Origin of the sequence: Citrobacter sp. Cs237, from assembly GCF_030332325.1 — a bacterium.
Taxonomy (GTDB): domain Bacteria; phylum Pseudomonadota; class Gammaproteobacteria; order Enterobacterales; family Enterobacteriaceae; genus Citrobacter_A; species Citrobacter_A sedlakii.
Genome location: NZ_JAOWIB010000109.1, coordinates 515,099 through 533,607, shown reverse-complemented (window position 1 = coordinate 533,607; position 18,509 = coordinate 515,099). Strand labels below are relative to the sequence as shown.

Below are 18,509 nucleotides of genomic sequence, written 5' to 3'. Positions count from 1 at the left end.
GTTTATAAGGGTAAACTGAATGGAACAGCTGCGTGCCGAATTAAGCCATTTACTGGGCGAAAAACTGAGCCGTATTGAATGCGTGAATGAAAAAGCCGATACGGCGCTGTGGTCACTGTATGACAGCCATGGCAATCCGATGCCGCTGATGGCCAGAAGTTTCACCACTCCCGGCGTCGCGCAGCAGCTGGCGTGGAAAATCACTATGCTGGCGCGCAGCGGTACCGTCCGGATGCCGGTCGTGTATGGCGTAATGACCCACGACGAGCACCCCGGCCCCGACGTGTTGCTGCTGGAACGCCTGCGGGGCGTGTCTGTGGAAGCGCCAGCGCGCACCCCGGAGCGTTGGGAGCAGCTTAAAGATCAGATCGTCGAAGGTCTGCTCGCCTGGCATCGTCAGGACAGCCGGGGCTGCGTCGGCGCGGTGGATAATACCCAGGAAAACATCTGGCCCTCGTGGTATCGCCAGCGTGTTGAAGTGCTATGGAGCACGCTCAATCAGTTCAACAACACCGGGCTGACGATGCAGGACAAAAGGATCCTGTTTCGAACGCGGGAATGCCTCCCTGCGTTATTCGAGGGGTTCAATGATAATTGCGTGCTGGTGCATGGCAATTTCAGCCTGCGCAGTATGTTAAAAGATGCCAGAAGCGATCAGCTTCTGGCGATGGTGGGGCCGGGCATTATGCTCTGGGCGCCGCGGGAATATGAACTGTTCCGTCTGATGGATAACGCGCTGGCGGAAGATCTGCTCTGGCATTACCTGCGCCGCGCGCCTGTGGCAGAGTCGTTTATCTGTCGGCGCTGGCTTTATGTCTTATGGGACGAAGTGGCCCAGTTGGTCAATACCGGGCGCTTTAGCCGCGCTAACGTCGATCTTGCGGCGAAATCACTCCTGCCCTGGCTCGCCTGACAGTCCTTTCAGCCACTGCCAAATACGCCCCAGCGTCTCATAACCCACGCGATCGCTGTGCATCAGCCAGACCGGCGAGGGGAGCGCGTATTCCCACGGATTCAGCGGTGAATCAATTGCCAACTGATTTGCCGGGGCAGGCAGCGGATCCAGCCCGACGCGTTGAAAGAAAATCATCGCCCGCGGCAGGTGCGAGGCGGACGTCACTAACAGGAACGGCGCGTTGCCAATGGCCCGCTTCACCGCCAGCGCTTCTTCTTCAGTATCTTTCGGCTGCTCCAGGGTAATAATATCTGCGCGAGGCACGCCTAACGATTCGGCGACGCGCGCGCCGGCTTCCGCGGTACTGACCGGATTAGTCAGCGCGGGCGCGCCGGTAAAGATCAGCTTCGAACCCGGATTCGCCCGCCATAAGCGAATGCCCTCATTAAGGCGCGGCAGGCTGTTACTGATCAGGTTGGAGCTGGGCGCCCACTCGGGATTCCAGGTATAGCCGCCGCCCAGCACGACGATGTAGTCCACTTTTCGTGTCTCCTGCCAGGTGGTATACCGGCTTTCTATCGGCCGAAGCAGTCCGTCCGCAACGGGCTGCAGGCTAAGCAGAAACAGCGCCAGCCAGCCTGCGCTGATCATCACCTTCCCGGTTTTCTGAAAACGGCTAAACCACAGCAACATCAACCCTGCGCCGATCGCTAACAACAGGAAAGGGAGAGGCAGCAGCATGCCGCCAATCACTTTCTTTAGTGTAAAAAGCATTCTTTTTGGTTCCTTTTTTAACCATACGGCAGAAGAATAATCAGGATATTACACCAGACAGGTTCATTCTCCGCTCGGGTGTGACAAAATAGCGGTTTTGATTAAGAACCCCAAGCCGTCAGTGGAGAGCCCGATGCGGGATCGCAATTTTGATGACATCGCGGAAAAGTTTTCCCGTAACATTTACGGCACCACCAAAGGCCAGTTGCGCCAGGCGATCCTCTGGCAGGATCTCGATGGCCTGCTGGCGCAATACGGTACGCAAAAACTGCGCGTGCTGGATGCCGGCGGCGGCGAAGGCCAGACCGCGATCAAAATGGCAGAGCGGGGCCACCACGTCACCTTATGTGACCTTTCCGCGGAAATGATCGCCCGCGCGCAGCAGGCGGCGGACGCAAAAGGTGTGAGCGATAACATGCATTTTATACAATGCGCCGCTCAGGACGTAGCTTCGCATTTGGAAAGCCCGGTTGATCTGATATTGTTTCATGCGGTGCTGGAATGGGTTGCAGAACCGGTCTGCGTATTAGAGACGCTGTGGTCGGTATTGCGCCCCGGTGGCGCACTGTCGTTAATGTTCTACAATGCCAACGGCCTGTTGATGCACAATATGGTGGCCGGGAATTTCGATTACGTGCAGGTGGGGATGCCAAAGCGTAAAAAGCGCACGCTTTCACCGGACTATCCCCGTGAGCCAGGGCAGGTTTATCAGTGGCTGGAACAGATTGGCTGGCAAATTACCGGAAAAACCGGGGTGCGCGTCTTTCATGATTATCTGCGTGAAAAGCACCAGCAGCGGGACTGCTATGAGATGCTGCTTGAACTTGAAACGCGTTATTGCCGTCAGGAACCCTGGATAAGCCTTGGCCGGTATATACACGTCACCGCGCTGAAACGCCTGTCCCATGAGGCTTTACCCGCAGATGCAAGGATAACCTATGAGTGAATTTTCCCAGACAGTCCCCGAACTGGTTGCCTGGGCCAGAAAAAATGATTTTTCTATCTCGCTGCCGGTAGACCGACTTTCGTTTCTGTTGGCCGTGGCCACGCTGAACGGTGAGCGACTCGACGGCGAGATGAGTGAAGGCGAACTGGTGGATGCGTTTCGCCATGTCAGTGATGCGTTTGAGCAAACCAGCGAAACCATTGGCGTACGCGCGAACAATGCGATCAACGACATGGTGCGTCAACGTCTGCTGAACCGCTTTACCAGCGAGCAGGCGGAAGGGAACGCCATTTACCGTCTTACCCCGCTTGGCATCGGGATTACCGATTATTATATCCGCCAGCGCGAGTTCTCCACGCTGCGTCTGTCAATGCAGTTGTCGATCGTCGCAGGGGAACTGAAGCGCGCAGCGGATGCCGCAGATGAAGGCGGCGACGAGTTCCACTGGCACCGTAACGTCTATGCGCCGCTGAAATATTCGGTGGCGGAAATTTTCGACAGCATCGATCTCACTCAGCGCATCATGGATGAGCAGCAACAGCAGGTAAAAGACGACATCGCGCAACTGCTGAATAAAGACTGGCGGGCGGCAATTTCCAGCTGCGAACTCTTGCTCTCGGAAACGTCGGGCACCCTGCGCGAACTGCAGGATACGCTGGAGGCGGCGGGTGATAAGCTGCAGGCCAACCTGCTGCGCATCCAGGATGCGACGCTGGCGCATGACGATCTGCATTTCGTCGATCGTCTGGTATTTGATCTGCAAAGTAAGCTTGACCGTATTATCAGTTGGGGTCAGCAGTCTATCGATCTGTGGATCGGCTATGACCGCCACGTGCATAAATTTATCCGTACCGCTATCGACATGGATAAAAATCGCGTTTTTGCCCAACGTCTGCGCCAGTCTGTCCAGACCTATTTCGACGAGCCGTGGGCGCTGACCTATGCGAACGCCGATCGTCTGCTGGATATGCGTGACGAGGAAATGGCGCTGCGCGACGAAGAGGTGACTGGGGAACTTCCACCGGATTTAGAGTACGAAGAATTTAACGAGATCCGCGAGCAACTGGCGGCGATCATCGAAGAACAGTTGGCTGTCTACAAAACCAAAGAGACGCCGCTGGATCTCGGTCTCGTGGTACGCGAATATCTGTCGCAGTACCCGCGTGCGCGTCATTTCGACGTGGCGCGTATTGTTATCGATCAGGCGGTACGTCTTGGCGTAGCGCAAGCAGACTTCACCGGACTGCCAGCCAAATGGCAGCCGATTAATGATTACGGAGCCAAGGTACAGGCGCATGTCATTGACAAATATTGAACAAGTGATGCCGGTTAAGCTGGCGCAGGCGCTGGCGAATCCGTTATTTCCGGCGCTGGACAGCGCGTTACGCTCAGGCCGTCATATTGGACTGGACGAACTGGATAATCATGCCTTTTTGATGGATTTTCAGGACTATCTGGAAGAGTTTTACAGCCGCTATAACGTCGAGCTGATCCGCGCGCCGGAAGGGTTTTTCTACCTGCGTCCGCGTTCCACGACGCTGATCCCGCGTTCTGTTCTTTCCGAACTGGATATGATGGTCGGGAAAATCCTCTGCTACCTCTATCTCAGCCCGGAGCGGCTGGCGAATGAAGGGATTTTCACCCAACAGGAGCTGTACGACGAACTGTTAACGTTGGCCGACGAAGCTAAACTGTTGAAGCTGGTGAATAACCGCTCAACCGGCTCCGACGTGGACCGGCAAAAGCTGCAGGAAAAAATGCGCTCGTCCTTAAACCGTCTGCGTCGCTTAGGCATGGTATGGTTTATGGGGCACGACAGCAGCAAATTCCGCATTACGGAATCGGTATTCCGCTTTGGCGCGGATGTTCGTACTGGCGACGACCCGCGCGAAGCCCAGCGCCGCTTAATTCGCGACGGAGAGGCGATGCCGGTCGAAAACCACTTACAGCTCAACGATGAGACCGAAGAGAATCAGCCGGACAGTGGAGAAGAAGAATAATGATTGAACGCGGTAAATTTCGCTCACTTACGCTGATTAACTGGAACGGTTTCTTTGCCCGTACCTTTGACCTTGATGAATTAGTCACCACGCTTTCCGGCGGTAACGGGGCGGGGAAATCGACCACCATGGCGGCCTTCGTCACGGCGTTGATCCCGGACTTAACCCTGTTGCACTTCCGTAACACAACCGAAGCGGGGGCGACCAGCGGGTCACGCGATAAAGGCCTGCACGGTAAGCTGAAGGCGGGCGTGTGTTATTCGATGCTCGATACCATCAACTCACGCCACCAGCGGGTGGTGGTCGGCGTGCGTCTGCAACAGGTCGCCGGTCGCGACCGGAAAGTTGACATTAAACCCTTTGCCATTCAGGGACTGCCGATGTCGGTTCAGCCGACGCAACTGGTGACGGAAACCCTCAACGAACGTCAGGCGCGCGTGCTCACGCTCAACGAGCTGAAAGACAAGCTCGATGAAATGGAAGGCGTACAGTTTAAGCAGTTCAACTCCATAACTGATTACCATTCGTTGATGTTTGATTTGGGCATCATTGCCCGTCGTCTGCGCTCGGCTTCCGACCGCAGTAAATTCTATCGCCTGATTGAAGCGTCGCTGTACGGCGGCATCTCCAGCGCCATCACCCGCTCTTTACGCGACTACCTGCTGCCGGAAAACAGCGGTGTGCGCAAGGCATTCCAGGATATGGAAGCGGCGCTGCGTGAAAACCGCATGACCCTGGAAGCGATCCGCGTCACCCAGTCTGACCGCGATCTGTTTAAGCACCTGATCAGCGAAGCCACCAACTATGTGGCGGCGGACTACATGCGCCACGCCAACGAGCGTCGCATTCACCTGGACAAGGCGCTGGAGTTCCGTCGTGAACTTTACGCCTCGCGTAAACAGCTTGCGGCTGAGCAGTATAAACATGTCGATATGGCGCGCGAACTTGCCGAGCACAACGGCGCGGAAGGGGATCTTGAGGCCGACTATCAGGCCGCGAGCGATCACCTGAATCTGGTGCAAACCGCGCTCCGTCAGCAGGAAAAAATTGAGCGCTATGAAGCGGATCTCGACGAGCTGCAGATCCGTCTCGAAGAGCAAAACGAAGTGGTGGCGGAAGCCGCCGAACGGCAGGAAGATAACGAGGCGCGCGCCGAAGCCGCCGAACTGGAAGTGGATGAGCTGAAAAGCCAGCTCGCCGACTACCAGCAGGCGCTGGACGTTCAGCAGACCCGCGCGATTCAATACAACCAGGCGATTTCCGCGTTACAGCGCGCTAAAGAACTTTGCCATTTGCCGGACCTCACCGCAGACAGCGCCGCCGAGTGGCTGGACACCTTCCAGGCGAAAGAGCAGGAAGCCACCGAAAAAATGCTCTCTCTCGAGCAGAAAATGAGTGTGGCGCAAACGGCGCACAGCCAGTTTGAGCAGGCGTATCAACTGGTGGTGGCGATTAACGGCCCGCTGGCGCGTAACGAAGCATGGGACGTGGCGCGCGAACTGCTGCGCGAAGGCGTCGATCAACGCCACCTGGCTGAACAGGTTCAGCCGTTGCGGATGCGCCTGAGCGAGCTGGAGCAGCGCCTGCGCGAACAGCAAGATGCGGAGCGTCTGCTGGCGGAGTTCTGCAAACGGCAGGGTAAACAGTTCGACATTGATGAACTGGAGGCACTGCATCAGGAACTGGAAGCGCGCATCGCGTCGCTCTCTGATAGCGTCTCTAACGCTCACGAACAGCGGATGGCGTTGCGTCAGGAACAGGAGCAGCTTCAGTCGCGCATTCAGCACTTAATGCAGCGCGCGCCGGTGTGGCTGGCGGCGCAGAACAGCCTGAGTCAGCTCAGCGAGCAGTGTGGCGAGGAGTTCACCTCCAGCCAGGATGTGACCGGATATCTGCAACAATTGCTGGAACGCGAACGTGAAGCGATTGTTGAGCGTGATGAAGTCGGCGCGCGTAAGAACGCCGTTGACGAAGAAATTGAACGCTTAAGTCAGCCTGGCGGTGCGGAAGATCAACGGCTTAACGCGTTGGCGGAACGGTTTGGCGGCGTCCTGCTGTCGGAAATCTATGACGACGTCAGTCTGGAAGATGCGCCGTACTTCTCCGCGCTGTATGGCCCGTCGCGCCATGCTATCGTGGTCCCGGATCTTTCGCAGATCGCCGAGCAACTGGAAGGCTTAACGGATTGCCCGGAAGATTTGTATCTGATTGAAGGGGACCCGCAGTCTTTCGATGACAGCGTTTTCAGCGTCGACGAACTGGAAAAAGCGGTGGTGGTCAAAATTGCCGATCGCCAGTGGCGTTACTCCCGTTTCCCGTCGGTGCCGCTGTTTGGCCGCGCTGCGCGTGAAAGCCGTATCGAAAGCCTGCATGCTGAGCGTGAAGGTCTGTCGGAACGTTTCGCCACGCTTTCTTTTGACGTCCAGAAAACCCAGCGTCTGCATCAGGCTTTTAGCCGCTTCATCGGTAGCCATCTTTCGGTGGCGTTTGAGTCCGATCCGGAAGCCGAAATTCGCCAGTTGAACGCCCGCCGCGTTGAGCTGGAGCGCGCATTAAGCGCGCATGAGAACGATAACCAGCAGCAGCGGCTGCAATATGAGCAGGCCAAAGAGGGCGTCTCCGCCCTGAACCGTCTGCTGCCGCGCCTGAATCTGCTGGCGGACGACAGCCTGGCGGATCGCGTGGATGAGATCCGCGAACGGCTGGACGATGCGCAGGAAGCCGCGCGCTTTATTCAGCAGCACGGCAACCAGCTTGCTAAACTGGAACCGGTCGTTTCGGTATTGCAGAGCGACCCGGAACAGTTTGAACAACTGAAAGACGATTTCGCCTATGCCCAACAAGTGCAGCGCGATGCCCGTCAACAGGCGTTTGCGCTGACGGAAGTGGTGCAGCGTCGTGCCCACTTCGGTTACTCCGACTCAGCGGAAATGCTCAGCGGCAACAGCGATCTGAACGAAAAGCTGCGTCAACGTCTGGAACAGGCGGAAGCGGAACGCACCCGCGCCCGCGAAGCGCTGCGTGGTCATGCTGCGCAATTGAGCCAGTACAACCAGGTGCTGGCGTCGCTGAAAAGTTCCTATGACACCAAGAAAGAGTTGCTCAACGACCTGCAACGCGAGCTGCAGGATATCGGCGTGCGCGCCGACAGCGGGGCGGAAGAGCGTGCGCGGATGCGTCGTGATGAACTGCATGCCCAGCTCAGCAATAACCGTTCGCGCCGCAACCAGCTTGAGAAAGCGCTCACCTTCTGTGAAGCGGAAATGGATAACCTGACCCGTAAACTGCGCCGTCTGGAACGCGATTACTTTGAAATGCGTGAGCAGGTTGTCACGGCGAAAGCCGGGTGGTGTGCAGTGATGCGGCTGGTGAAAGACAGCGGCGTGGAGCGCCGCCTGCACCGCCGCGAGCTGGCCTATCTTTCCGGGGACGATCTGCGTTCCATGTCGGATAAGGCGCTCGGCGCGCTGCGTCTGGCCGTTGCGGATAACGAGCATCTGCGTGACGTCCTGCGCTTGTCGGAAGATCCAAAACGTCCGGAGCGTAAAATTCAGTTCTTCGTCGCGGTGTATCAGCATCTGCGTGAACGTATCCGTCAGGATATCATTCGTACCGACGACCCGGTGGAAGCGATCGAACAGATGGAGATCGAACTGGGCCGCCTGACCGAAGAGCTGACGTCCCGCGAACAGAAACTGGCGATCAGCTCCCGTAGCGTGGCGAACATCATTCGTAAAACTATCCAGCGTGAACAGAACCGTATCCGTCAGCTCAACCAGGGCTTGCAGAGCGTTTCCTTCGGCCAGGTCAATAGCGTACGGTTGAATGTCAACGTGCGTGAAACCCACGCGACGCTGCTGGAGGTGTTGTCTGAACAGCACGAGCAGCATCAGGATCTGTTCAACAGCAATCGCCTTACCTTCTCGGAAGCGCTGGCGAAGCTGTATCAGCGACTGAATCCGCAAATTGACATGGGGCAGCGCACGCCGCAGACCATTGGCGAGGAATTGCTGGATTACCGTAACTACCTGGAAATGGAAGTTGAGGTTAACCGTGGTTCCGACGGCTGGCTGCGCGCAGAGTCCGGCGCGCTGTCTACCGGTGAGGCGATCGGTACCGGTATGTCTATTCTGGTGATGGTGGTACAGAGCTGGGAAGATGAAGCGCGTCGCCTGCGCGGCAAAGATATCTCACCGTGCCGCCTGCTGTTCCTTGATGAAGCGGCGCGTCTCGATGCGCGTTCCATCGCCACGCTGTTTGAGCTGTGCGAACGCCTGCAGATGCAGCTCATCATCGCGGCGCCGGAAAACATCAGTCCGGAAAAAGGCACCACCTATAAACTGGTGCGTAAAGTCTTCCAGAATACGGAACACGTACACGTGGTAGGGCTGCGCGGCTTTGCGCCACAGCCTCCGGAAGGTGTGCCGGGCGTGACTGAAGCGTCGTAGATCGGTTCGCAACAACGTAAAAGCCGTAATCAGTGGATTACGGCTTTTTTACGCGTGATACCTGAAAAATTCTAAATTTATATTTATATAAAATTAAATATATAACTCAAAATTCTAATATTCATTCTGCCTATCTTTATAAGGTATTAATTTTTATTCAAAAGAACTGGCTGGTGGGTTTATATTAATTTCTTTCAGGAATGTAATTTCAAGTTTTATCCAGATAATTTAATCCTGTTAATTATTGGCGTAATTGAAGGTGTTGTGCTGTTTACCATAAGATAAGCTTTTATCTTTCCCTATGGATAAACCAGGGGCAAATTATATGAATTTATCGACAAGGAAGTCTTTAGCCTGTTTGCAAATAGCGCTTCAGTTATTTTCCTCCACAAGCCTGGTCTATTTTTCACCGAGTTATGCTGAGAGCGCACAGGACAAGTCCTCTGTTTTATCAGCCAACGATACGAATAATCGCGAAGGGCAGGACGCAAATCGTGTTGCGCAAGCGGCCGTGCAAGCGGGATCGTTACTGAGTGGTGATGACGCAGCGACCGCCTTAAGCACTACGGTTATCTCGACGGCAACAGGCGAAGCCTCCTCCGCCGTGCAAAAGTGGTTGAATCAGTTTGGCACGGCGCGGGTGAATATCAGTACTGATGAACATTTTACGCTTTCTGATTCTGAACTTGATCTCCTGCTTCCGTTGTATAACGAAAAAGAACATCTGTTTTTTACTCAGTTAGGCGGCAGACGGCATGATGACAGAAATGTTATCAATACAGGACTGGGGTATCGCCATTTTTCTGACAACTGGATGTGGGGCACGAATCTTTTTTACGATCGGCAGGTTTCGGATAACCATCACGAACGTCTCGGCGTGGGCGCTGAGTTAGGTTGGGATTACGTCAAACTTGCCGCTAATGGCTATTTTCGTCTCAGTGACTGGATGGCATCTTCTCAGTATCGGGATTATGACGAGCGCGCGGCGAATGGTTTTGATGTTCGCGCGACGGGGTATTTGCCTGCTTATCCTCAGTTAGGCGCCAATATAATTTATGAAAAATATTATGGCGACAGCGTGGGATTATTCGGTGACGATGAAGACGATCGACAGAAAAATCCTTACGCCGTCACCTTAGGCCTCAACTATACCCCTGTACCGTTGATTACCCTTGGTGCAAATCAAAAAATGGGCAAAAGCGGCCAGAACGATACGCAGCTCAATCTCAGCGTAAACTGGTCGCCTGGCGTGCCTTTGCGCGATCAGCTCGATCCTTCCGCGCTGGCTCAGCGTCGCTCTCTGATGGGAAGCCGTCAGGATCTCGTCGACCGTAACAATAATATTGTACTTGAATACCGCAAACAGGAACTCATTTCACTGTCATTACCCACGGCGATTCAGGGGGAAGAACAGACTAAACAATCCGTGACAGCGAAAGTAAAAACAAAATATGGTCTTGAACGTATTGAATGGCAGGCGGCTTCATTTCTCAGCAACGGCGGCAAGATCAGTTCCGGTGGAAGTGCGGAGCAATTTGTTTTCACCTTACCCGCCTGGCAGGGAAGTGGCGTCAATAGCTACACCCTCAAAGCTATTGCGTGGGATAAAAAAGGCAACGCTTCTGACGCCAGCGAAATGAAGGTCAACGTGAGCGGCATTAATGTCACTACGCTGCAGTCGACAACGGTGGTCTCACCCGCCAGCATTCCTGCTGATGGCGCTTCAACGGCCAATGTTACTGTCAGTCTCAAAACAACGTCTGGCGAAAATGCGAGCGGACTGGCGGCACGACTGACGGCTACGCTAAGCGCTGCGAAAATGAACACCGCGCAGGTGAGCGGTGAGGTAGCAGAGAAGAACGCGACGATTGGTCATTTTAACGAGACGTCAGCTGGCGTATACGTTGCTACCGTGACGGCGGGCACACAGGCTGAAACACTGACGATTCAACCACTGATTGACGGAAACGTGAAGCTGGCCAGCGCGAAGCTGACTGAAGAGGCTACGCAAAGCGCTGCGCAACTCACCGCCGTGGATGTCCCGGCAACCAGCGCTCTGGCGAACGGCGTCACGCCCCTAACCCTGACCGCGCATGTCACCGATCAAAACGGTAATATCGTGAAAGACGCGACTGTTGACTGGTCGGCCGATAATCCGCAGGCAAAATTGTCCGCGAACACTACGCTGACAGATGCTAACGGTACCGCGCAAATTCAGGTAAGCAGTACGGCAGTGATCACCACAGTTGTGACAGCTCAGTTGCTGCAGGGCAACGCGATTAGCACCCCTTCGCTGAGTTTCACCGCAGATATAACCCGCGCAGAGGTCAGCGCTATTTCTGCCGCGAAGAAGCAGGTCGTGGCAAACAATAATGATACCGACATCATTACCGCCCAGGTGACGGATAATGCCAATCATGCGCTGGGCGGAGTGACGGTTAACTGGGTCGTTAATAAAACGGACGGCGCAAAAATCACTGAAAAGACGTCGGTGTCGGACGTACAGGGTAAGGCAACATTGAGTCTGAAGTCAGCGAAGACGGGAACAGTGACGGTGAGCGCAAGCGTTAATAATGGCAAGGCGCAAACCACAGATCCCATCACCTTTGTTGCGGATAGTAGTACGCAGAAAATTGACGGTATTACGGTAAGCACCACAAAACAAGTTGCCGATGGCGCCAGCACTATCCGTTATGAAGCGACGGTAAGAAATGCGGAAGGTCTTCCTTTACCCGATATTACCGTTAACTGGTCAGCGGACAACAGTAATGTCACATTAAGCCAGAATCAGACGATCAGTGATGCGAATGGCGTCGCTGCAATGACTGTAAGCTCGAAGAAAGCGGGTAGCGTGATTGTCACTGCGCAAACCAGTGAGAGCGCGCCTTTCCAGGCTGAAGCCGCGATTTTTACGGCTGATCCAACGACTGCACGCGTTGGGGCGTTAAGTAGCGACAAACAACGTGCGCTAGCCAATGGAACTGCGGCAATAAAAGTTAGCGCAACGGTTGTGGATGCAAATGAAAACCCGCTGTCCGCCGCTGAAGTAAAATGGGCTGTTTCGCCCTCCACAGGTCAGTTGTCTGCGACAAGCTCCACCACGCAGGCCGATGGGGTTGCGGATGTGCTGCTGACAACGACCACGGTGGACCTCTACAGCGTCGAAGCCAGCATCAATGGAAGCACAAAAACGTTAGGCGATTTAACGTTTACTGGCGATCCAGGAACGGCGACTGTATCGTCATTCAGCGCGGATAAAATGTCGGGAATTATTGCGGGTAAAGATAACGTGACGCTAACAGCGAAGGTTATTGATGCCAACCAGAACCCAATTACAGGCGTAATCGTAAACTGGAGTAGCAGTGAAACGAGCAGCCGCTTTAGTGAAAGTGCATCAACGACGGATGCTCAGGGGATCGCGAAGACCCAATTCTCAAGCCTGAAGGCGGGGAATATCGAGGTGACCGCAGCGGCAGGCGCCAGCAGCCAGACGGCACAACTCCAGGTCATCGGGAATGTGGCAACCGCGCAGGTGACGGATGTAAAAGCAAACACCGCGACGGCGGTAGCCGATGGCCAGGAAAAAATCAGCTGGACAGCGACAGTTGCGGATGAAAATGGCAACGTCTTAACGGGTGCATCGGTAAACTGGCGTGCTGACCTGGACGGCGTCACACTGTCCCCGCAAAGCAGTCAAACTGACAGCAGCGGCAGCGCCACAACGGAGGGGACCTCTGTGAAATCAGGCGTGGTAACGGTTACTGCAACGCCAGACGCTAATCCTTTAGGAGCACATTCGGGCAATAGCGTTACCTTTACTGCGGATGCGAAGACGGCAACGCTGGCAAAATTAACCCCAAGCGCTGACTCAGCCTATGTAGGGAAGGGCGAAGTCACTTACCGTGCTGAAGTGGTCGACGGTAATAATAATCCCTTGCCTTCCGCGACGGTTTCCTGGAGCACGACGCTGAATTCGCTTTCTGCTACTGAAACGCAATCCGATAGCGGGGGGATCGCTACGGTTAAACTGTCGGGCTCTACGGTTGGGCAGGTCACGGTAAAGGCCACCATTGGCAGCTCAGAGTTAACCAATAAAGCGGTCACCTTCATTGATGATTACCGGGGGAGCTGGGACATCTCGGTTGTCGGCACCACCGTACAAGGCGATAACTGGGACTCACAGCATATTGGAGGCATCCCTAATATGGCATTCGTGACGACTGGCGATACACAGGGGCCAGACTCGCTGATTTCCGACGCGAAGGGTGCCAGCCCGCTCACGGTGCCAATGACCGATCAGAACGGGAAAACGTGGAATGTGATCGTTCAGGGACGTCGCGCCACGGCCTGTAATGTCTTCCAACTGAACTCTTATGGGCAGTCTTGTTACGAGGCCACTGCGCCTGTCTGGGCGAATCTCGTGTATTCTTCCACAACAAACACGTCTTTGCCTGCGGGAGTCTATCGCGGCACGATACAGCTTTTAGGCAAAAGTAAAGGCACGCAATGGTCGTACAAGTATGATGTCGAGACCACATTAACCATTACCGAATAAGGCGTCCTTTTCGTTATTTCCCCGTGCTTAAAACACGGGGATTTTTTTCTGCCCACTTAACAACCTTCTCATACTGAGTTATCTTTAAATTCCTTTACATAAGGTTAGGTAAACGCCTGTCAGCCTTTCTATAATAGGAAAAAGCCCCGGATGTGCGGGCATGTCGTATAGCAACCAGGGGGCAAGGGATGTTGCTTAATCAATTTGGTGGTCGTCGGCTTTCGGCATTCAGTTTGTGCCTGGCTGTAACATTCGCTCCACACTTCAATGTTCAGGCTGATGAGCCTGAGGTTATCGCTGGCGGCAGTCCTGTCGTCGCCAATGAACAAAGTCTCGCTCAGCCGCAGGCGCAGTCCGCCGCAACGGCTGTGATGGCGGGTCTCCAGCCCCTTCCCGAAGGCACGGCGGAAAAAGCGCGCGCGGAGCTTCAGTCCCTGTTGCCTGCGGGGTACGCCCCTGTCTATATGAATCAACTGGAACTGCTGTATGCGGCGCGTGATATGCGGCCGATGTGGGAGAACCGTGATGCGGTGAAAGCCTTCCAGCAGCAACTGGCTGAGGTGGCGATCGCGGGCTTCCAGCCACAGTTCACCCACTGGGTGGCGCTACTCACCGATCCGTCCGTCAGCGGATTAACGCGCGATGTCGTTCTGTCTGACGCGATGATGGGGTACCTGCACTTTATTGCCAATATTCCGGTCAAAGGCAACCGCTGGCTCTACAGCAGCAAGCCGTACGCAATGACGACGCCGCCACTGTCGGTGATTAACCAGTGGCAGGTCGCGCTGGATAACGGTCAGCTGCCTGCTTTTATCGCCGGGCTGGCGCCGCAACACCCGCAATACGCGTCGATGCATGCGTCGCTGCTGGAGTTGGTCGGCGATTCCCGTCCATGGCCGCAGTTGACCGGGAAAGCGACGCTGCGTCCGGGACAGTGGAGTAATGATGTTCCGGCGCTGCGCGAAATCCTCCAGCGTACCGGGATGCTGGAAGGGGGACCGAAGATCGCGCTACCCGGCGATGAAACGCCATCAGAGGCAGTGGTCAGTCCGTCAGCCGTCGCCATTGACGCACCCGACGCGAAGTCCTCGCCGCAGAGCGCGCCGCGCAGCAAGCCAGCGCCAGCCGTACGCGCGGCTTATGATAAAGAGCTTGTCGCGGCGGTCAAACGCTTCCAGACCTGGCAGGGACTGGGCGCGGACGGGGCGATTGGCCCTGCGACCCGCGACTGGCTGAACGTCACCCCGGCACAGCGCGCAGGGGTGCTGGCATTGAACATCCAGCGTCTGCGCTTACTTCCGGCTGACCTGTCGACGGGGATCATGGTTAATATCCCGGCCTACTCGTTGGTCTATTATCAGAACGGCAACCAGGTGCTGGCGTCGAGGGTTATCGTAGGGCGTCCCGATCGTAAAACGCCGATGATGAGCAGCGCCCTGAATAATGTGGTGGTCAACCCGCCGTGGAACGTCCCACCGACGCTGGCGAGAAAAGACATCCTGCCGAAGGTCTGGAATGACCCGGGCTATCTGGAACGTCACGGCTATACGGTGATGCGCGGCTGGAACAGCAGGGAGGCGATTGATCCGTGGCAGGTCGACTGGTCCACCATTACGCCGTCGAATCTGCCGTTTCGTTTCCAGCAGGCGCCCGGCGCGCATAACTCGCTGGGACGGTATAAATTTAACATGCCCAGTTCAGATGCTATTTATTTGCATGATACGCCGAACCATAATCTGTTCAAACGGGACTCCCGGGCGTTAAGCTCCGGCTGCGTGCGCGTAAACAAGGCCTCTGAGCTTGCCAATATGCTGCTACAGGATGCTGGCTGGAATAATACCCGCATCTCTGACGCTCTGAAGCAGGGGGATACCCGCTACGTCAATATTCGCCAGACGATTCCGGTCAATCTTTATTATCTGACCGCGTTCGTGGGAGCCGATGGACGAACGGAATATCGCACAGATATTTACAATTATGACCAGATAGCGCGATCCAGCGCACAAATTGTGGCAAAAGCGGAACAATTAATCAGGTAAATGAAGAAGTTCTGATAAATCTGTTGTCGTAATATTTGGCAGTCACGGGGCTATCCGGCCAGAAGCCCCGCCACTGCTGGGCTTGGGCCATCTTGACGGCGGCTTTTTTGCCAGTTAAGGTGCCCTTCGTGCGCTAAAGCATATTGTTGATGACCTTTTACCTGTAGACCTTATTACCATGGACAATTTTGACGCTAATCGCCGCAAACTGCTGGCGTTAGGTGGTGCTGCCCTGGGAGCTGCCATCTTGCCCGTGCCTGCGTTTGCCACTCTCTCTACCCCGCGTCCGCGTATTTTGACTCTCAATAATCTTCATACCGGTGAGTCAATCAAAGCGGAATTTTTTGATGGCAGAGCTTACATTCAGGATGAATTAGCCAAACTTAACCATTTTTTCCGCGACTACCGCGCAAACAAGGTGAAGTCCATCGATCCAGGACTGTTTGACCAGCTTTTCCGCCTGCAGGGGCTACTCGGTTCCCGTAAACCCGTCCAGTTGATTTCCGGTTATCGTTCGCTCGATACCAATAATGAATTGCGCGCCCACAGTCGTGGAGTCGCTAAAAAAAGCTATCACACCAAAGGCCAGGCAATGGATTTCCATATTGAAGGCGTTTCGTTAAGCAATATTCGCAAAGCCGCGTTATCTATGCGCGCTGGTGGTGTAGGATACTACCCACGCAGTAACTTTGTGCATATTGACACCGGTCCCGTACGGCACTGGTGATTAACGAAACAGGGGAAGTATGAACTATCGTATTATTCCGGTCACCGCGTTCTCCCAGAACTGTTCCTTGATCTGGTGTGAGCAAACCCGTCTGGCAGCGCTGGTCGATCCTGGTGGCGATGCCGGGAAAATCAAACAGGAAGTGGACGCCAGCGGCGTAACGCTGATGCAGATCCTGCTCACTCACGGACATCTCGATCACGTGGGAGCGGCGGCAGAGCTGGCGCAGCACTACGGCGTCCCGATTATCGGTCCGGAAAAAGAAGATCAGTTCTGGCTTGAGGGACTGCCTGCCCAGAGTCGCATGTTCGGCCTCGACGAGTGTCAGCCTTTGACGCCTGACCGCTGGTTGAATGAAGGAGAGACTGTCAGCGTAGGGAATGTGACTTTACAGGTGTTACATTGCCCGGGCCACACGCCAGGACACATCGTCTTTTTTGATAAATCATCTCAGTTGCTCATATCCGGGGACGTGATTTTCAAAGGCGGGGTGGGGCGCAGCGATTTTCCACGCGGTGACCATAGTCAGTTAATTGACTCCATTAAGCGTAAGCTGCTGCCGTTAGGCGATGAGGTAACCTTTATTCCGGGGCATGGGCCGCTGTCGACGCTGGGGTACGAACGTCTGCATAATCCTTTCCTCCAGGATGAAATGCCTGTCTGGTAACGGTATGTAGCCAGGCCCCAGGCCGGTGCCACGCGCCAGTAAAAAAGCCCGCTGTTTCAGCGGGCTTTCTGTTTTCCGGGTCGCTTACAGAACCGCGACGATGGCTTCGCACAGCGGCGCCATGTTGTCTGGCGTCATTCCGGCAACGTTAACCCGACCGGAGGCGACGGCGTAAACACCGAACTCCTCGCGCAGACGCAGCACCTGTTCCTTGGTCAGGCCGCTGAAGGAGAACATGCCGTTCTGCTTAATAATGAAGCTGAAATCTCGGTTTGCCCCTTTTTCCTGCAGGGTATTCACGAACAGCAGACGCATGCGCTGAATGCGCTGACGCATGTCGGTCAGTTCTTGCTCCCAAATCGCGCGCAGCGCGTCGTTGCTCAGAATGGTGGCGACAACGGAAGCACCGTGGGCTGGTGGGTTAGAGTAGTTGGCGCGAATGACAGACTTCATCTGGCTGAACGCGCGGTCAACGTTTTCCGCATCGGCGGCGACCAACGTACAGGCGCCCACGCGTTCGTTGTACAGACCAAAGTTTTTTGAATAGGAGCTGGCAACAATCAGCTCCTTATGCTGCGCGGCGAAAGCGCGCAGCCCTTCAGCGTCCTCTTCCAGACCACGGGCAAATCCCTGGTATGCGAAGTCAAACAGCGGCAGCCAGCCTTTATCGACAGAAAGCTGAGCCAGCGTTTGCCACTGCTCAAGCGTCGGATCAATGCCGGTTGGGTTGTGGCAGCAGCCGTGGAACAGTACCACATCGCCTGCCTGGGCTTCGCTGAGGCTGTTCAGCAGCGCGTCGAAGTCGAGCGCATGGTTTTCTGCGTCGTAATACGCATACTCACGGACTTCAAGACCCGCAGAGCCAAAGACGCTCTTATGGTTCGGCCAGCTCGGGTTGCTCACCCATACGCGTTTTACCGCCGTGTTTTTCGCCAGGAAGTCTGCCGCGACGCGTAGCGCCCCGGTGCCGCCTGGTGTTTGCGCCGTGCGTGCGCGCTTGTCGTTAATCAGCGCGCTGCCTTTCCCGAACAGCAGCTCCTGGGTGCAACGGCCAAATTCCGGAATACCGTCAATGCCGAGGTAGTTTTTTGTTGTTTCATTTTCGAGTAAATACTGCTCGGCTTTTTTAACGCTGGTCAGCACCGGCGTTTTGCCAGTTTCATCTTTATAGACACCGATCCCGAGGTTAATTTTCCCAGGGCGGTCATCAGCACGAAACAGATCGGCCAGGCCCAGAATAGGGTCGGCAGGGGCGGCGGTAATGTTCTCAAACATGACGAGGTTCCATTGTGGTTACAGAAGGGAATTCCGCTATCAGGTTAACGGGAGATTTACAAAATGCCAACCGTTAGACGTGAAAACTCTCAAGGTTTTGTGAAGTCGCGAGATTCCGCTGACAGGCATAAAAAAACAGGACCGAAGTCCTGTTTTTGAGGCATTTAACAAAGGGGTCTGCTA

The 18,509-nt window shown here is 55.1% G+C and carries 11 protein-coding genes; 9 read left to right on the top strand and 2 right to left on the bottom strand.

Features of this window, described 5'->3' with window-relative positions; genetic code table 11:
• The first annotated feature begins 19 nt into the window (after positions 1 to 19).
• Positions 20 to 913 (top strand): YcbJ family phosphotransferase, encoded by an 894-nt coding sequence (locus OGY07_RS22675; protein ID WP_042288113.1) that lies wholly within the window; start codon positions 20 to 22, stop codon positions 911 to 913.
• Here OGY07_RS22675 and elyC read toward each other — a convergent pair.
• The gene (elyC, locus tag OGY07_RS22670; protein ID WP_286603324.1) at positions 890 to 1,669 is read right to left on the bottom strand and encodes an envelope biogenesis factor ElyC; all 780 of its coding nucleotides are present in this window, start codon (positions 1,667 to 1,669) and stop codon (positions 890 to 892) included. The two genes, OGY07_RS22675 and elyC, sit on opposite strands and share 24 nt — an antisense overlap.
• A gap of 133 nt (positions 1,670 to 1,802) precedes the next feature.
• Here elyC and cmoM point away from each other — a divergent pair, with 133 nt between their 5' ends.
• From cmoM to OGY07_RS22630, 8 genes are all read left to right on the top strand, one after another.
• On the top strand, positions 1,803 to 2,615 hold the full coding sequence (cmoM, locus tag OGY07_RS22665) for a tRNA uridine 5-oxyacetic acid(34) methyltransferase CmoM (protein ID WP_060569539.1): 813 nt from the start codon (positions 1,803 to 1,805) through the stop codon (positions 2,613 to 2,615).
• Positions 2,608 to 3,930, top strand: a complete 1,323-nt coding sequence (gene mukF, locus OGY07_RS22660) for a chromosome partition protein MukF (protein WP_042288102.1) — start codon at positions 2,608 to 2,610, stop codon at positions 3,928 to 3,930. Before cmoM ends, mukF begins: the two co-directional genes overlap by 8 nt.
• Positions 3,911 to 4,615, top strand: coding sequence for a chromosome partition protein MukE (gene mukE / locus OGY07_RS22655; protein ID WP_042288098.1), 705 nt, complete (start codon positions 3,911 to 3,913; stop codon positions 4,613 to 4,615). Before mukF ends, mukE begins: the two co-directional genes overlap by 20 nt.
• Positions 4,615 to 9,063 carry a chromosome partition protein MukB gene (gene mukB / locus OGY07_RS22650; protein WP_286603321.1) on the top strand — a complete coding sequence of 1,483 codons (4,449 nt, stop codon included), beginning with the start codon at positions 4,615 to 4,617 and terminating at the stop codon, positions 9,061 to 9,063. The genes mukE and mukB overlap by 1 nt, the downstream gene beginning before the upstream one ends.
• A 511-nt stretch (positions 9,064 to 9,574) precedes the next feature.
• Positions 9,575 to 13,618: an Ig-like domain-containing protein gene (locus OGY07_RS22645; RefSeq protein WP_286603319.1), complete on the top strand. Its 4,044-nt coding sequence runs from the start codon at positions 9,575 to 9,577 to the stop codon at positions 13,616 to 13,618.
• A 188-nt stretch (positions 13,619 to 13,806) separates the two neighbouring features.
• A complete protein-coding gene (ldtD, locus tag OGY07_RS22640) occupies positions 13,807 to 15,657 on the top strand; it encodes a L,D-transpeptidase (RefSeq protein ID WP_286603316.1) in 1,851 nt (616 codons plus the stop codon).
• A gap of 178 nt (positions 15,658 to 15,835) precedes the next feature.
• The gene (gene mepK, locus OGY07_RS22635) at positions 15,836 to 16,384 is read left to right on the top strand and encodes a peptidoglycan L,D-endopeptidase MepK (protein WP_042288084.1); all 549 of its coding nucleotides are present in this window, start codon (positions 15,836 to 15,838) and stop codon (positions 16,382 to 16,384) included.
• Between the two features lie 19 nt (positions 16,385 to 16,403).
• Positions 16,404 to 17,051 carry an MBL fold metallo-hydrolase gene (locus OGY07_RS22630; protein ID WP_060569543.1) on the top strand — a complete coding sequence of 216 codons (648 nt, stop codon included), beginning with the start codon at positions 16,404 to 16,406 and terminating at the stop codon, positions 17,049 to 17,051.
• An 84-nt stretch (positions 17,052 to 17,135) separates the two neighbouring features.
• Here OGY07_RS22630 and aspC read toward each other — a convergent pair whose 3' ends face one another.
• Entirely contained in the window at positions 17,136 to 18,326 is a 1,191-nt protein-coding gene (gene aspC, locus OGY07_RS22625; RefSeq protein ID WP_286603310.1) for an aspartate transaminase, read from the bottom strand.
• Between the last annotated feature and the right edge of the window lie 183 nt (positions 18,327 to 18,509).

Coding starts and splice junctions, on each gene's coding strand:
- OGY07_RS22675 (WP_042288113.1), top strand. CDS start 20: ATGGAACAGCTGCGTGCCGAATTAAGCCATTTACTGGGCGAAAAACTG.
- elyC (WP_286603324.1), bottom strand. CDS start 1,669: ATGCTTTTTACACTAAAGAAAGTGATTGGCGGCATGCTGCTGCCTCTC.
- cmoM (WP_060569539.1), top strand. CDS start 1,803: ATGCGGGATCGCAATTTTGATGACATCGCGGAAAAGTTTTCCCGTAAC.
- mukF (WP_042288102.1), top strand. CDS start 2,608: ATGAGTGAATTTTCCCAGACAGTCCCCGAACTGGTTGCCTGGGCCAGA.
- mukE (WP_042288098.1), top strand. CDS start 3,911: ATGTCATTGACAAATATTGAACAAGTGATGCCGGTTAAGCTGGCGCAG.
- mukB (WP_286603321.1), top strand. CDS start 4,615: ATGATTGAACGCGGTAAATTTCGCTCACTTACGCTGATTAACTGGAAC.
- ldtD (WP_286603316.1), top strand. CDS start 13,807: ATGTTGCTTAATCAATTTGGTGGTCGTCGGCTTTCGGCATTCAGTTTG.
- mepK (WP_042288084.1), top strand. CDS start 15,836: ATGGACAATTTTGACGCTAATCGCCGCAAACTGCTGGCGTTAGGTGGT.
- OGY07_RS22630 (WP_060569543.1), top strand. CDS start 16,404: ATGAACTATCGTATTATTCCGGTCACCGCGTTCTCCCAGAACTGTTCC.
- aspC (WP_286603310.1), bottom strand. CDS start 18,326: ATGTTTGAGAACATTACCGCCGCCCCTGCCGACCCTATTCTGGGCCTG.